Genomic DNA, 14,717 nt, shown 5'->3' with positions numbered 1-14,717 from the left:
TACTTAGTTGTCAGTTTTTGGTTCTTAGTTTTCAGTAACCAGTGATTAAGCATCCGTCAACTGAAGACTGCCAACTGTAAACTGGTTTATCGTTTTCCTTTGTCCTTTTTAGCGACGTGGCCACGGAAATTACGAGTCGGAGCGAATTCGCCCAGTTTATGACCCACCATGTTTTCCGTCACGTACACAGGGATAAACTTATTACCGTTATGCACGGCGAAAGTGTGACCCACGAAGTCAGGAGAAATCATCGAACGACGCGACCAGGTTTTGATAACCGATTTCTTTCCTGCTTCATTCATTACCTCCACTTTGTTGGAGAGGCGAAAATCAATATAGGGGCCTTTTTTAAGTGAACGTGCCATTATTTCTTCCGCTTGCTAATGATTAACTTGTTGGATGCCTTCTTCTTGTCGCGAGTTTTCTTACCTTTCGCTAAGAGACCCGTACGTGAACGAGGGTGACCTCCTGAGGCCCGGCCTTCACCACCACCCATGGGGTGATCAACTGGGTTCATTGCTACACCACGTACACGAGGACGACGACCTAACCAACGCTTACGACCGGCTTTACCCAGGCTTTCGTTCATGTGATCGGCGTTAGATACTGAACCTACGGTTGCAACACCATTGCCTAACACCATGCGAGTCTCGCCTGAAGGCAATCGCAGAATTACATATTTTCCATCACGACCTACAATCTGAGCGTATGTTCCGGCACTACGAGCCAATTGGCCACCTTTGCCAGGCTTTAACTCAATATTGTGAACAATCGTACCGATTGGTAATGCAGAAAGTACGGATGCATTTCCTACTTCAGGAGCAACACCTTCGCCAGACAAGATCGTCTGACCTACGGTCAAACCTTGAGGAGCGATGATATAGCGTTTTTCTCCGTCGGTATATTGAACTAAAGCGATACGAGCTGAACGGTTAGGATCATACTCGATTGTCTTTACTTCTGCGGCTACACCTTGTTTATCGCGTTTGAAATCGATAATACGGTATTTACGCTTGTGGCCACCACCGATATAACGCATGGCTCGGCGACCCTGATCATTACGACCACCTGATTTTTTCAGAGGCTCTAAGAGACTCTTTTCAGGTTTGCTAGCCGTAATCTCATTGAACGTCGGGGCCGAACGAAAACGGGTTCCCGGCGTAACAGGCTTCAACTTCTTGATTGCCATTGGGATTATTTGCTACGGTCAGGCTATGTCCTCCTATGCCAGCCTAACCTGTTCAAAACGCATCCTGGAGGATGGGGATGTTTATTAAATACCTTGATAGAAATCGATTACTTCACCTTCGGCAACAGTAATGATCGCTCTCTTGATGGTGGAAGTTTGACCAGTCGTGATACGAGTACGCGTGCTACGAGATTTTTTCTTCCCGATTTGACGGATCGTGTTCACAGACTCAACTTTCACACCATACATCTTTTCGATGGCCTTCTTAATTTCGACCTTATTGGCCTTAAGAGCCACTTCGAAGCCATACTTACCCTGCTCGTTCTGAGCCGTAGACTTTTCAGTCAGCAAGGGGCGAATGATGATGCTCATAATTTTTTGTCGTCAATCGTTAGGTACCTTTCGGACCAACGGATTAGTTCAATAATGCTTCGATTTTTTCTACTGCACCTTCAGCAATGATCACACGATCAGCATTCAGTAATGCGTAGGTTGTCAACTGATCTGCGGGAAGCACATTAGCTTTAGGCAGGTTACGAGCCGACAGGAATACATTGTTGTCAGCCGTTGGCAAAACCAGCAAAGTTTTCGCTTCAGCAATCTGAAGTGCATTCAGAACTGAAATGTATTGCTTGGTTTTAGGTCCTTCAAAAGTGAAGTTTTCTACGACTGTCACTACGCCTTCTTTCGCTTTAGAAGCCAAAGCAGACTTACGAGCCAGACTCTTCACTTTTTTGTTCAATTTAAAGGAGTAATCGCGGGGCTTAGGACCAAATACACGAGCACCACCTTTAAAAATGTTAGCTTTGAAAGAACCGTGACGAGCTCCGCCGGTACCCTTCTGACGCATCAGTTTGCGGGTTGAGCGAGCTACCTCCCAACGTTCTTTAGACTTGTGCGTACCCTGACGCTGATTAGCCAAGTACTGCTTAACGTCGAGCCACATTACGTGCTCATTAGGTTCGATTCCGAACACTCCGTCTGAAAGCGTTACTTTCTTTCCCGTGTCTTGGCCTTGAATATTAAATACGGACAGTTCCATTTTCTTGTCAAGTGCTACTATGAGAGTAGATTAAGGTGAGGATTCACGTTAATCCTATTTCTCAAGAATTACGAACGAATTTTTTGCACCCGGAACTGAACCGCTGATAACGATCAGGTTTTGCTCAGGATACACTTTAAGTACTTGCAGGTTTTGGATTTTAACGCGGTTGTTACCCATACGACCTGCCATGCGAAGACCCTTGAATACTCGTGAAGGGAATGAGCAAGCTCCGATAGAACCTGGGTGACGTTGACGGTTGTGCTGACCGTGAGTCTGGCCACCAACTCCACCAAAACCATGACGTTTTACTACACCCTGGAAGCCACGACCTTTAGCCGTTCCGATAGCGTCAACGAATTCGCCTTCAGCGAATAAAGTGGCGTCAATCGTTGCTCCTAAATCCAGAGATTGTTCGAACGTTTTGAACTCTACCAATTTCCGCTTGGGTGTAGTTCCGGCCTTTTTGAAGTGGCCAGCCAAGGGCTTAGAGGTATTTTTTTCTTTTTTGTCGCCGAAACCTAATTGAACAGCTTGGTAGCCATCCGTTTCGACGGTCTTTACTTGCGTCACGACGCAGGGACCGGCTTCAATCAGCGTACAAGCAACGGCAGAACCGTCAGCATTGTAGAGGCTGGTCATGCCAATTTTCTTCCCAATAATACCAGACATCTTCTTGATTTTTAATTGGTTATCAGCTCTCCCACCCGGGGGCCTCAGAAAACGGACTGCAAAAGTAGCACTTTTTCCGCTGTTTCCCGTATCAAGACAGAAAATCCCTTATATTTTTTTGAAAACCAGTAATGTACCGAGAAAAGAAAGCAGAGAGGAGACTTGCCTATGGAGTGCGTCAGAAGATTTCTACAGTACTATAGAGACACGCACCTCATTCCCTTTGCCAGGGAAAGCATCCTGTCAGCTTACTACTCAACTCTAAATAATTGGGCATTCAATGATTAGAGCCAGTAACAGTCCTGACGTTCAAAATCGGGAAATTGCCGAATTTTAACGTTGAATCGAACAACAATCGCTTGATAATCAGTAACTCAGGCAGTTCTGCCAACCACTCTGAGCAAATAGCTTTTTGTTCGATTCCTAAACAGAGTTGCAAAATAACAGCGTTTCTGTTTGATAAACAAGTATTTACCTAAAGTTTTTACAAATATTTTTGAAACGTCTCTATTCCCTTCTTTTTCTTAAAATTCTTCCATCTGAAAAATTATCTACTAGCGTCTTAAAGTAGTAATTTTCTCAGTTTCAATGTATTGACTTTATGTTCGCCTTACGGCTATTTTCTATTTATTGATGACCTTATCAATAGGCCTACTCTTTAGTGAAAAGGTGGTCGATTATACGCTGTATACGTTGCTAATCCGTACTACTCTGGCTAGTACCCAAATCATTGTTCGTATGACTTAGTAAGGTATAGTTATAAAAAAATCGGTAAGCCTGCTTTCGCACCCTTACCGATTCACTAGCGTCTATAAACCTATTCTTATTGAGCAATGGCTTCTTTAGCCATTGCGATCAATTGTTCAGGCGTTTTTGCTCCAGCTTCGGTTAATACCACTTCTCCTTCAAAATCAATGAAGAACAACGTGGGATAACCTCTTACGGGATAACGATCCAATAGCCTTGGACCCTCTCCCGATTCCATATCCATCTTCACATTAATGAAATTGCTATTATAAAACTCTCCCAATTGTTTATTGGGGAATGATTTCGTTTGCATCCATTTGCAGGGACCACACCAGGTCGTATACGCATCCAGGAAGATCATTTTGTTTTCAGCCTTGGCTTTCGCTAAAGCTTGTTTCCAGGTGCCGTGAAAGAATTGGATACCCTCTTTCTTGGGCTCATCCGAAGCACTAGTTTGGAAGGTCAGTCCGGTCAGTAGCAGGATTACTACAAGTCGAAGTGTTTTCATAGTATAAAACAAGAAGGGATTTATCAGAATTAATAACGTGAAGTTCGCTGGGAAAAGTCTTTTGTCCAACTAATTAACAAATAAAAAGAGCCTTTCTTCCGAAAGGCTCTTTTTATTTGTTACTAAACTTCTTTATGCGTAAGTATTAAGCATTACCGGCATCACCAGCATCAGAATATCCTCGTTTTCGTCCTGCTCGTTCGGAACCAGAATTCCGGCCCGATTGGGTGCAGATAAACGAAGTTGTAACTGATTTGTGCTTAAGTTGCTTAGCATCTCAATCAGGAACTTAGCGTTAAAGCCAATTTCCAGATCATCTGCGTCGTATTCGCAAGTTAAACGTTCCGATGCTTCGTTGGAGTAATCTAAATCTTCGGCAGAAATTACCAGCTCATCTTTAGAAATCCGCAAACGAATCTGATGCGTCGTTTTGTTGGCGTAAATCGAAATCCGGCGTAAAGAACCTAATAACTCCAGACGGTTAATGGTCAGAATGTTAGGATTATTGACGGGGATTGCATTTTCATAGTCCGGGAAACGCTCATCGATCAATCGGCAAATCATTTTGATATTACCAAACGTGAAAAACGCATTGGACTGACTGAAGTCTGCCTTCACCAAAGTATCATCCGAAGGTAGGGTCGACTTTAGCAGGTTTAAAGCCTTCCGGGGGATAATCATCGTACTGGTATTCGACGATTTCAGATCCTGACGACGGTAACGCACCAGACGGTGACCATCCGTAGCCACGAAAGTAGCATTAGCCTCACCCAGTTGCAGGAACATTCCTGTCATGTTCGGACGCAGATCGTCTGTACTTGCTGCAAAGCTTGTGTTCGCAATTGCCTTGCCTAGTACTTCAGCCGCTACTTCGATGGATAAGGTTTTATTAACTGCTGGAACTTTCGGGAAATCAATCGGATTCTCACCGGAAAGTTTGTAACGCCCATTTTCAGAAATGATTTCTGTACCGAAGGTCTCGGCATCAATTTTGAAGGTAATGGGTTGTTCCGGTAAACCACGGAGGGTATCGAGCAATAATTTGGCAGGAACTGCAATAGAGCCTTTATCGGAAGATTCTACCTCTATTTCAGTAATCATAACGGTTTGTAAATCCGAGGCCGTTACGGTCAGTATAGTCCCTTCGAGCTGAAACAGGAAGTTTTCCAGAATCGGAACGATCGGATTGGATGCTACGACCCCGTTGATAGCCGCCAATTGTTTCAACAATGCCGAAGAGGAGACAATAAATTTCATTGACTATCAGAAGTTTAAACGAGTTTAAACAAAAAATTTCCGGATACCCGAAAATAGAATTTAGAGAGCGAAAGTACAACAATTTGTTAAACCTTATGAGATTTATTTACCAGTGCTAAAAACTTTACGTAGATTTTAATAACAGGCTTTCCTGAAATTGACTCAACTCCAAGGGATGTCTACCTTTGCTTTGCTAAAGAAGTCTGGTCATTTTTCCCCATTCTTCTCCTCAATGTAGATGAAGCTCTACTATCATTAATCTGAAAGTCAGAAAGTTTCCTGGAATCAATTAAGCATTATTATTTAGCCTTATGCCCTTTATACCTCATCGTTGTTTAGTACTTATTTTGGCTATTCCCTTGTTACTACTAGAATGTACACCGGCAGAACTTCAGACTCCCCCGAGCCCTGATGAAGAACTTGGACAACTCTTTGTGGATGTTCAAATGAAGGAGTTATTCCCTGACTCCAAGACCTTTGCGGATGCCGAGCCTCTGATTCCTGCCAAGCAGATTCTGAAGGCTTACGAAGAGGAAAAAACGAAAGACGGTTTTGATTTGCGAGCCTTCGTGAATCAGTACTTCCGTTTTCCTGATGCTCCCAATAGTCACTTTGTTTCGGATACCTCTCTTTCACCCGAAGCTCATATTAACGCCCTATGGCCTATTCTGACTCGCAAGCCTACGGGTGATGTGAAAGGGTCGCTTTTGTCCCTTCCCCGCAGTTATGTAGTGCCTGGTGGACGTTTCGGCGAGATTTATTACTGGGACAGTTACTTTACTATGCTGGGACTTCAGGTTTCGGAGAAAGATTCGCTCATAGAAGGGATGGTTTCCAACTTTGCCCATCTGATTCGTTACCAGGGGCATATTCCCAACGGAAACCGAAGTTATTACCTGAGTCGTTCGCAGCCTCCCTACTTCTCTTTAATGGTGAAGTTGCTGGCCGAAACTCGGAATAATGATCAAATCGTGGTTCAGTATTTACCCGAAATGCTGAAAGAATATTACTTCTGGATGGGTGCAGCCAATGAGGATGATCTGAAAAAGACAAATGACCTCAAACCAGGTGAAGCCTATCGGCGGGTGGTTCGTCTTTCAGGGGGGTATAATCTGAATCGTTACTATGATGATAGTCCGACGCCACGCCCGGAGGCTTACAAAGAAGACGTCTCTGTAGCTCAGCATACAGGGCGTAAAGCCGAAGATGTTTACCGGGACATTCGGGCGGGTGCTGAATCCGGTTGGGATTTTTCTTCCCGCTGGTTACGTGACGGCAAGTCGCTGACCAGTATTCACACAACGGACATTATTCCGGTAGATTTGAATTGCTTGTTGTATGAGCTTGAAATGACGCTTTCGGAGGCTTATGCTCTGATGGAAGATCAGCAGCACAGTCAGAGTTTCAAGAATCTGGCTGAAAAGCGTAAAAAAGCCATTTTACAATATTTCTGGAATCAGGAGGACGGGTTTTTCCATGATTATGACTTCGTTGAGGAAAAGCAAACCCCTATCCTTTCGTTAGCAGCGGTCTATCCCCTTTTCTTTAAAATTGCCACTGACGAACAAGCTCAGAAAGTAACTCAGCGGCTGAAAGACGAATTTCTGCAACCCGGCGGGTTAACGACTACGTTAATGACTACGGGTCAGCAGTGGGACGCTCCCAACGGTTGGGCTCCTTTACATTGGATGGCCATTGTGGGTTTGCGTAATTACGGCCAAAAAGAATTCGCCGAAAAGGTCAAGGATGTTTGGGTAGAAGAAAATATCCGGGTCTATAAAGCGACGGGTCGTATGGTGGAAAAGTATAATGTATACGATATTTTGCTCTTGGGCGGCGGCGGTGAATACCCTCTTCAGGACGGCTTTGGCTGGACAAACGGCGTATTACTTAAGTTACTCTCAGAAGATAAAAAGTAATAATTTAACGTATTAAAAATAAGAATTTACCGAAGCGATCTGGCGAAAGTCCAGGTCGCTTTTTTCGTATACAAATGTTTCCAACGGCATTAATACGTTTGAATTAGCTATGCTTTCCCGGCAGGCAAAAACCATAAATTTAAGCAATTTTTAGTAATCCTGAAAAGCATTATACCTAATCATTTTTCTACAAAACTTAACGATTGAAAAATTAGGTTTTTTCCCCGGCAATCATAAAATTGCCATTCGTTTGCCTTTGAAATAAGCACGGTATCAGGGGGTTTAACCGCATTTTTTCTCTCCTGAAAACCGAATATCAATCATTTTTAAACCTCAAAACAGGATGAATTTTTACTAGTTCTCCCGTTCACTGATTGATCTGGCGGTCCTTCCCGCTTTAAACCTATGAAAGTCGCTACCTCCCAACCCTTCTGCCTCATTTATTCGCTCTATCAACACGAGTACCTGGGCTATCTGTGGGAACCCTTTATTGTGCAATTAAATGACCGGAATGAACTGACCTTGCTTCATCAGTCCATCTCCTCTAAAAATATTGATGAATTTGCGGAACGACTCGACGAAGCTGATTTTGAGCTCGTTCGACTGATCGACGCCATTCAACAGGAAGTGGTTATCAAGAGGTTCAGTTCGAAGAAGACTACGCCAACGGATTTTTTCCTTAAGGTATTTGACAAGCATAAAGGCGATAAAAATCTTCAGGACTCCATCTGCCATTACATCGAACATCACCGGGCCAGGATATGTCCGCTATTACCCGGCAAGCGGGTTTTTGTGATGGGTAACGATGGCAACCCGATTCGTGAAGAAGTCGAGATTTTAGCCGAACCCGCCAGTGTTCGTTTTCATGTGATGCGAAACGCGGATAACACCCATTATTACCCTACGATTCGCCATCAGGGTGTAAAGGTAGAGTTTCAGCACCGGGATGCTATCTTACTCGGGGAAGACCCGGCGTGGTTATTACTGGATTCTAAACTCTATCATTTCAAGCCAGCCGTTGATGGAAAGAAGCTTAAACCCTTTTTCCATAAGAAGTTTATTGTTATTCCGAAAAGCATCGAAGAAGACTATTACCGCAAGTTTGTGTCTTCTTTAATCACGCTTTTTGACGTATATGCCAAAGGGTTTGAAATCCGTTCGGAAGTCTTCCGCCCTACCCCTTTACTTAACCTCAGCGAAGCTGTTTCAAGTGTAGATTCGGTAGCTGCGGCGAATGGGGCCGCTGTGGCTACTGATAACGACGTTACCCTGACTTTGTCCTTTCAGTATGGCGATTACAGTTTCCGGCTGGATAACTTCTCGCATACTTCCAACGTAAGTATGGAAACGCAGGGGAATGAATACATTTTTCATAAAATCAAACGGGATATCCTCAAGGAAAAGGAAACCGTTCGTATGCTTCGCGAGCGTAACCTTCACCTTAAAAACGGTCAAGTTGTTCTCCCTAAATCCGAAGCGTTTACCTGGATTCAGGATCATTATGAACCTTTGAAAGAACAGGGATTCGTGATTAGTCAGAACCCGACGGATCATAAGCGTTATTTTCTGGGTTACTCTTCGTTGCAACTGTCCATCAATGAAAATCGCGACTGGTTTGACATTTTCGCGGTGGTTCGTTTTGGGGAATTTGAGATTCCTTTTTTGCAGTTAAAACAGCTTATTCTGGATAAAAAACGCGAATTCAGCTTACCAAACGGCGAAATCGCAGTAATCCCCGATTCCTGGTTTACCCAGTATTCCGAGCTTTTTGCTTTTGCTAACGATCATGAAGACCAGACCCACCTCATTCTCCAGAAACACCACATCTCGCTGGTGCAGGAGTTACAGGAAGAAAGTCTGGCTGACACCATTATTAATCGTAAACTGGAAAAACTACGGGATTTCGAAGAAATTGAAGAATACCCCACACCTTCCGGCCTTAATGGAACTTTGCGTCCTTACCAGAAAGCCGGGTATGACTGGCTTCGATTCCTGAATCAGTACCAGTTTGGCGGCTGCCTGGCGGATGATATGGGTTTAGGCAAAACCCTGCAAACGCTTTCCTTATTGCAATCCCAGCACGAGAACGGAGCCCGTGAAGCAACCTTAATTGTGATGCCTACGTCGCTGCTTTATAACTGGCAACTCGAAGTTCAGAAGTTTACGCCCCAGTTACGAGTGCTGGGTTATACGGGCACGTACCGGGAAAAAAATACAGAGTTATTCAATCAATACGACATTATATTAACCTCTTATGGCATTGTTCGGATTGATGTCGATTTATTAAAGCATTATCATTTCCATTACATCATTCTGGACGAATCTCAGGCGATTAAAAACCCTGGATCTAATATTTCTAAAGCCCTTAGCCAGCTTCAGAGCCGTCATCGGCTTATTTTAAGCGGAACGCCCCTGGAAAACAGTACGATGGATTTATGGAGTCAAATGAACTTCGTTAATCCGGGCTTATTGGGCAGTCAGTCTTTTTTCAGAAACGAGTTTCAAATTCCAATTGAGAAAAAAGGCGACGATAAAAAGCGTCAGCGGTTGTACAGCATTATCAAACCTTTCATGCTGCGAAGACACAAATCGCAGGTGGCGACGGAGTTACCCGAAAAAGTCGAATCAATTCAGTATTGCGAAATGACGGAAGAGCAGGAAAAAGCTTACGAAGAAGCAAAATCCTATTATCGAAACATGATTTTGCAACACATTGAAGAAGAGGGGATTGCGAAGTCACAAATGGTAGTATTACAGGGCTTAACCCGATTGCGGCAATTAGCCAATCACCCGCGAATGATTGATGGTGAATACGAATTTAGCTCCGGGAAGCTCGAAGAAGTATTGGCCAAAATTGAGACTGTAGTGGGCGAAAAGCATAAGATTCTCATTTTTAGTCAATTCGTTAAACACCTGGATATCATTCGAACCGAGCTGGAAGAACGCGGATTTTCGTACGCTTATCTGGACGGGAACACGCAGGATCGCCAGGGACAAGTGGAATTATTTCAGAATAACGAAGAAATTCCCATTTTCCTGATTTCGCTAAAAGCGGGGGGTTTGGGACTTAACTTAACTGCTGCCGACTACGTTTTCATTCTCGATCCCTGGTGGAATCCTGCCATCGAAGCTCAGGCCGTAGACCGGGCTCACCGCATTGGGCAGGATAAGACCGTTTTCACCTATAAATTCATTTCGCAAAATACCGTTGAAGAGAAAATTCTGGCCTTGCAGCATTCCAAACAACGACTGGCCAGCGAACTCATTACCACCGAGGATACCTTCGTAAAGTCCTTGTCCCGGGAAGACGTGCTAACCTTATTAGCATAGAAATCAGGGATTTTACTTCTCACAACCTGACCACTGTACGTGAATACTGTGAAGACCATGTATCTTTGCAGCATTAAACTTACAGTGGTCGTGGCACGTCAGAAACTTCAATTTTTTGCTCATAACATCCAGGCAGATAATGTGCTGGAAGCTCCCAAACCCATCTTCCAGGAAATTAAAGGACAGTGGAATGAACGCTATTTCAAAAACAACAATCCCATCGTCGTTGAGATTGGTTGTGGAAAAGGCGAATACAGTAATGGCCTGGGAAAACTCTTTCCAGAAAAGAATTTTGTAGGGGTAGACATGCGAGGCGATCGCCTTGCCCGGGGCAGTAAAGTCGCAATTAATGCGGGCCTTACGAATGTCGCCTTTCTCCGCACTCGGGTTCAGGATATTTATCAGTTTTTTGCGGAAGACGAAGTAGATGAAATCTGGGTTACCTTTCCCGACCCGCGTCCGCGTAACCGTGACATCAAGCGTCGGTTAACACACCCCCGTTTTCTGAACATGTATGCTTCCATGTTAAAAAAAGACGGCTTATTTCACCTGAAAACGGACAGCGATAGTCTCTTTGAATATACCTTAGAAACGCTGGAGCCGTTTGGCTGTGAAAACCTGACTCACACGTGGGATTTGTACGAATCGGATCTGAACATGCGTCACTTTGGAATTAAAACCAAGTACGAAGCCTTATTTTACGATCAGGGATTCAGCATCAAGTACCTGAGCTGTAATCTTACTCCTAAAGTCATCGTAAGTCCCCTGCAAATGGCAATGGATGCGGCTGACGAAGAAGTAACCTCCGACCTGGAAAATAACGTTTAGAGACTATCTAAAAGGATTTCCTTTCCTTTAAGATGACAGGTAGGGTGGCGTTTATTTTACCCACAGCGAAGGAGCTTACTTGCCTTTGGATGTACGTATGAGATCAATACCAAAAGAGAGGGCGTGGAATCGAATATTCCACGCCCTCTCTTTTGGTAGCTCTGGTTTGTTAAACGCCCTGCATCATACTCAGTTTTCGATACATCCCTTCTTGCTGACCCAGTAACTCGGCATGCGTACCTTTTTCAATGATTCGGCCCTGCTGAAGTACTAAAATCTGGTCGGCATGCTGAATGGTACTTAAGCGGTGGGCAATGACCAAGGTGGTCCGATTTTTCATCAGACGGGTCAAGGCTTCCTGCACCAGCTTTTCCGATTCCGTATCCAGAGCCGAAGTGGCTTCATCCAGAATCAGAATCGGTGGATTTTTTAAAATGGCCCGGGCAATGGAAATCCGCTGCCGCTGTCCACCCGAAAGCTTTCCACCCCGATCTCCAATGAAAGTCTGATACCCATGCGAAGTCTGGGTAATAAACTCATGAGCGTTCGCAATACGGGCCGCTTCCTCTACTTCCTCCTGCGTGGCCTTACTTCCAAAAGCGATGTTGTTAAAAATCGTATCATTAAAGAGAATGGATTCCTGCGTAACAATCCCCATCAAATCACGCAGGGAATGCTGGGTAACGGTTCGGATGTTAACCCCGTCAATCAGAATTTCTCCTTTGGTTACATCAAAAAATCGCGGGATCAGATCGGCAATGGTTGACTTTCCGCTACCCGATGAACCCACCAGAGCAACGGTTTGTCCTTTAGGAATAGTCAGGGAAATGTTTTTCAGTACTTCAATGCCGGGCTGATACTCAAAGGAAATATTCCGCAGTTCAATCCCCTGTTTGAAATCTTTGATCACTCCTGCATTCGGAGCATCCTCCACAGCCATCGGCGTATCCATCAAAGCAAAAATCCGGTCGGCGGAGGCCTTTCCCCGCTGCATACCCGAAATAGAATTGGAAATCTCCTTTGCCGGACGAGTTACCTGTGAAAACAGCACGATGTAAGCAATGAAATCTTTGGCATCCATCCCGCCGCTGCCTGATAACACCAGGCTACCACCGTATAACAAAACTCCTGCTACGACAAAGACGCCCAAAAACTCGGACATGGGAGAAGCCAGTTCCTGGCGATAAATCATATTCCGCCAGACCCGGTAATAGCGAGTATTCTCTTTATTAAACTTTTCCGCGATGAATGGTTCTGCATTAAACCCTTTCACCACCCGAATGCCCCCGAACGATTCTTCAATGACGCTCAGGATGTTTGCCATTGTTAATTGCACATCGGCAGCGTGTTCTTTCAGGCGTTTACTTAATAAGCCAATAATGGCTCCTGACAAAGGAATAACAATCAGTGAGAAAAACGTTAGTTCTACCGAGAGGTAAAAAAGCGTAATGAAGTAACCAATCAAGAGTATGATTTCTTTGAAAATGGCCCCGAAAGCCCGACCAATGGAGCCTTCTACTTCCAGGATATCCGTTGTGAGGCGGGCCATTAAATCCCCTTTTCGTTCGTTATTAAAAAAGCCCAGGTGCAGCCGAATAATCCGATCAAATACAGAAGAACGCAAATTTCGAATGGTAGCTCCTCTCATCTTCTCAATAATGCGACTGGAGAGGTAACGAAAGATATTTGATAAAAAAACGGAACTGATAATAACGATGCAGACAAATTGCAGAGCCGCCATTTTGCTGTGATTGACGGTTGAATCGTACAATTGATACTTGAACAGTTCGATGAAGTATTCGGGGTTGAAATGGAATTCGGGCTTGGCGACTACCTCAGCAGGTTTAACATCGAAAAGTACGCCTAACAAAGGACCAATCAGGGCAAAATTAAGAATACCAAAAATGCTTCCCAACAACGAAAAAACCAGATAGGGAGCTATAAAACGTCCTAAAGGTTGGGCATACTGCAGAAGTCTTAGATATGTTTTCATGGGTAAACACCAAAGGTTAGCAATGCGATGGGCGGATTTTCAGACCAATTTCAGGGAAGTTATGCACAAAAGTACATAGATACCTTACAGTTACTTCTAAATCCAACCGCTCGCCCTTGCTTTTGTTCTAATAAATAATCCGAGTACGGTCGTTTTTTTGATACGCTGAGGCCCAATCAATCCTCCCGTCAGCGGTGCTTTTTAGTTAACTTGCCGCCTTTCTGAAGTAACTTCTACCATGAGTAACTACACGAGCATTCATAAATTTCTGATTGGCCTGAGCTTAGTAAGCTCGTTTTCGCTGTTTTCCTGCCAGTCCGAAGAAGAAGTAAAACGCCAGCAATACGTGGCGGAGGGCTTCGAGTTATATAAAAACAGTTGCATGAACTGCCATCAGGCTCAGGGCGAGGGAATGGCCAAACTATATCCGCCCCTGGCGAATGCTGATTTTCTTACGGAGAAGAATAAAGCTTTGGTAATCTGTGGCATTCGTCACGGATTCCAGCAACCGTTGACCGTCAATGGCCAGGTTTATCACCAGACGATGCCGGGTAACGCCGCTCTGAAAGCCCTGGATATTGCAGTATTAACTACGTTTTTATACAACGAATGGGGTAAGGAGAAGAAAATCACGGATGTACAGGAAGTGGAAAAAGCTCTGGCGAAGTGTCCCTAATTATTCGGGCAGATCATTCACCTGCATCTGGCTGTTACGCACTTTTCCTAAACCATACTGTTTGAAATCTTGTGTAGCTACCAGACCTGTGCCGTGGGTAACGCCCGTTGGCGTGCGGCTTGTGACGGGCCGATCTGTATAAATTCGTTTCTGATCGGGGCTCCAGAAAAGTTCGTCGGTTTCGAGCGTTTCCTGCTTGATTCGGTTTTCAATTCGCACGTTACCAATCATGCGATAAATATTCTGCATACGAATGTAACGACCTGAATCGGCTCGCAGCCAGGTATGTTCCGTTCCGGCTTTATCATAAAAATATAATTTGACCTCCTTCGTAAAAACGCGATCACCGTTGAGCATGTCCAGTTGAACGGGCGTTAACATACGAATGACCTTGTGTCCTGAGTCACTGTAAATCATCTGGATGTCATAGGTTTCCTGCTGCGGACCCAGGTAGGTCGCAGGCTTGCTTTGTTTTTCTTCTTCGCAAGACCCTAAAAAGAGCATACTCACAAGCATTAAGCCCGTGAGTATGAAATATTTAAATAGCTTCATGGGT

General features: G+C 44.4%; 13 protein-coding genes. 4 read left to right on the top strand and 9 right to left on the bottom strand.

Annotation, left to right across the window (positions count from 1 at the left end; all coding sequences use genetic code 11):
- Positions 1 to 86: 86 nt before the first annotated feature.
- The 7 genes from rpsS to dnaN form a co-directional block, all read right to left on the bottom strand.
- Positions 87 to 365, bottom strand: a complete 279-nt coding sequence (gene rpsS / locus QE390_RS09550; RefSeq protein ID WP_093200757.1) for a 30S ribosomal protein S19 — start codon at positions 363 to 365, stop codon at positions 87 to 89.
- Positions 365 to 1,189, bottom strand: coding sequence for a 50S ribosomal protein L2 (gene rplB, locus QE390_RS09545; RefSeq protein ID WP_106636742.1), 825 nt, complete (start codon positions 1,187 to 1,189; stop codon positions 365 to 367). The genes rpsS and rplB overlap by 1 nt, the downstream gene beginning before the upstream one ends.
- Positions 1,190 to 1,273: 84 nt before the next feature.
- Positions 1,274 to 1,561 (bottom strand): 50S ribosomal protein L23, encoded by a 288-nt coding sequence (rplW, locus tag QE390_RS09540; RefSeq protein ID WP_106636741.1) that lies wholly within the window; start codon positions 1,559 to 1,561, stop codon positions 1,274 to 1,276.
- A 43-nt stretch (positions 1,562 to 1,604) separates the two neighbouring features.
- Positions 1,605 to 2,231, bottom strand: a complete 627-nt coding sequence (gene rplD / locus QE390_RS09535) for a 50S ribosomal protein L4 (protein WP_106636740.1) — start codon at positions 2,229 to 2,231, stop codon at positions 1,605 to 1,607.
- Between the two features lie 54 nt (positions 2,232 to 2,285).
- A complete protein-coding gene (rplC, locus tag QE390_RS09530) occupies positions 2,286 to 2,903 on the bottom strand; it encodes a 50S ribosomal protein L3 (protein WP_106636739.1) in 618 nt (205 codons plus the stop codon).
- A gap of 823 nt (positions 2,904 to 3,726) precedes the next feature.
- Positions 3,727 to 4,158: a DUF255 domain-containing protein gene (locus QE390_RS09525; protein WP_307141975.1), complete on the bottom strand. Its 432-nt coding sequence runs from the start codon at positions 4,156 to 4,158 to the stop codon at positions 3,727 to 3,729.
- A gap of 132 nt (positions 4,159 to 4,290) precedes the next feature.
- The gene (dnaN, locus tag QE390_RS09520; protein WP_307141974.1) at positions 4,291 to 5,415 is read right to left on the bottom strand and encodes a DNA polymerase III subunit beta; all 1,125 of its coding nucleotides are present in this window, start codon (positions 5,413 to 5,415) and stop codon (positions 4,291 to 4,293) included.
- Positions 5,416 to 5,774: 359 nt separating this feature from the next.
- Here dnaN and treF point away from each other — a divergent pair, with 359 nt between their 5' ends.
- From treF to trmB, 3 genes are all read left to right on the top strand, one after another.
- A complete protein-coding gene (gene treF / locus QE390_RS09515; RefSeq protein WP_307141973.1) occupies positions 5,775 to 7,334 on the top strand; it encodes an alpha,alpha-trehalase TreF in 1,560 nt (519 codons plus the stop codon).
- A 405-nt stretch (positions 7,335 to 7,739) separates the two neighbouring features.
- The gene (locus tag QE390_RS09510) at positions 7,740 to 10,664 is read left to right on the top strand and encodes an SNF2-related protein (RefSeq protein ID WP_307141972.1); all 2,925 of its coding nucleotides are present in this window, start codon (positions 7,740 to 7,742) and stop codon (positions 10,662 to 10,664) included.
- 90 nt (positions 10,665 to 10,754) lie between these two features.
- Entirely contained in the window at positions 10,755 to 11,492 is a 738-nt protein-coding gene (gene trmB, locus QE390_RS09505) for a tRNA (guanosine(46)-N7)-methyltransferase TrmB (RefSeq protein ID WP_232793687.1), read from the top strand.
- A 169-nt stretch (positions 11,493 to 11,661) separates the two neighbouring features.
- On the opposite strand, the gene QE390_RS09500 is transcribed toward trmB, so the two are convergent.
- On the bottom strand, positions 11,662 to 13,485 hold the full coding sequence (locus QE390_RS09500; protein WP_106636733.1) for an ABC transporter ATP-binding protein: 1,824 nt from the start codon (positions 13,483 to 13,485) through the stop codon (positions 11,662 to 11,664).
- 238 nt (positions 13,486 to 13,723) lie between these two features.
- Between QE390_RS09500 and QE390_RS09495 the strand changes: the two genes are divergently transcribed.
- The gene (locus QE390_RS09495; RefSeq protein ID WP_307141971.1) at positions 13,724 to 14,161 is read left to right on the top strand and encodes a cytochrome c; all 438 of its coding nucleotides are present in this window, start codon (positions 13,724 to 13,726) and stop codon (positions 14,159 to 14,161) included.
- Here QE390_RS09495 and lptC read toward each other — a convergent pair whose 3' ends face one another.
- On the bottom strand, positions 14,162 to 14,713 hold the full coding sequence (gene lptC, locus QE390_RS09490) for an LPS export ABC transporter periplasmic protein LptC (RefSeq protein ID WP_106636731.1): 552 nt from the start codon (positions 14,711 to 14,713) through the stop codon (positions 14,162 to 14,164).
- Positions 14,714 to 14,717 lie beyond the last annotated feature (4 nt).

The organism is Siphonobacter sp. SORGH_AS_1065 (genome assembly GCF_030818595.1).
In the GTDB taxonomy this organism is placed as follows: Bacteria; Bacteroidota; Bacteroidia; order Cytophagales; family Spirosomataceae; genus Siphonobacter.
The sequence above is the reverse complement of the archived record's forward strand: the minus strand, read 5'-3'. Positions and strand labels throughout refer to the sequence as shown.

Bases quoted from the DNA above. Each gene is read 5' to 3' on its own strand.
- rpsS (WP_093200757.1), bottom strand. From the start codon at position 365: ATGGCACGTTCACTTAAAAAAGGCCCCTATATTGATTTTCGCCTCTCC.
- rplB (WP_106636742.1), bottom strand. From the start codon at position 1,189: ATGGCAATCAAGAAGTTGAAGCCTGTTACGCCGGGAACCCGTTTTCGT.
- rplW (WP_106636741.1), bottom strand. From the start codon at position 1,561: ATGAGCATCATCATTCGCCCCTTGCTGACTGAAAAGTCTACGGCTCAG.
- rplD (WP_106636740.1), bottom strand. From the start codon at position 2,231: ATGGAACTGTCCGTATTTAATATTCAAGGCCAAGACACGGGAAAGAAA.
- rplC (WP_106636739.1), bottom strand. From the start codon at position 2,903: ATGTCTGGTATTATTGGGAAGAAAATTGGCATGACCAGCCTCTACAAT.
- QE390_RS09525 (WP_307141975.1), bottom strand. From the start codon at position 4,158: ATGAAAACACTTCGACTTGTAGTAATCCTGCTACTGACCGGACTGACC.
- dnaN (WP_307141974.1), bottom strand. From the start codon at position 5,415: ATGAAATTTATTGTCTCCTCTTCGGCATTGTTGAAACAATTGGCGGCT.
- QE390_RS09510 (WP_307141972.1), top strand. From the start codon at position 7,740: ATGAAAGTCGCTACCTCCCAACCCTTCTGCCTCATTTATTCGCTCTAT.
- QE390_RS09500 (WP_106636733.1), bottom strand. From the start codon at position 13,485: ATGAAAACATATCTAAGACTTCTGCAGTATGCCCAACCTTTAGGACGT.
- QE390_RS09495 (WP_307141971.1), top strand. From the start codon at position 13,724: ATGAGTAACTACACGAGCATTCATAAATTTCTGATTGGCCTGAGCTTA.
- lptC (WP_106636731.1), bottom strand. From the start codon at position 14,713: ATGAAGCTATTTAAATATTTCATACTCACGGGCTTAATGCTTGTGAGT.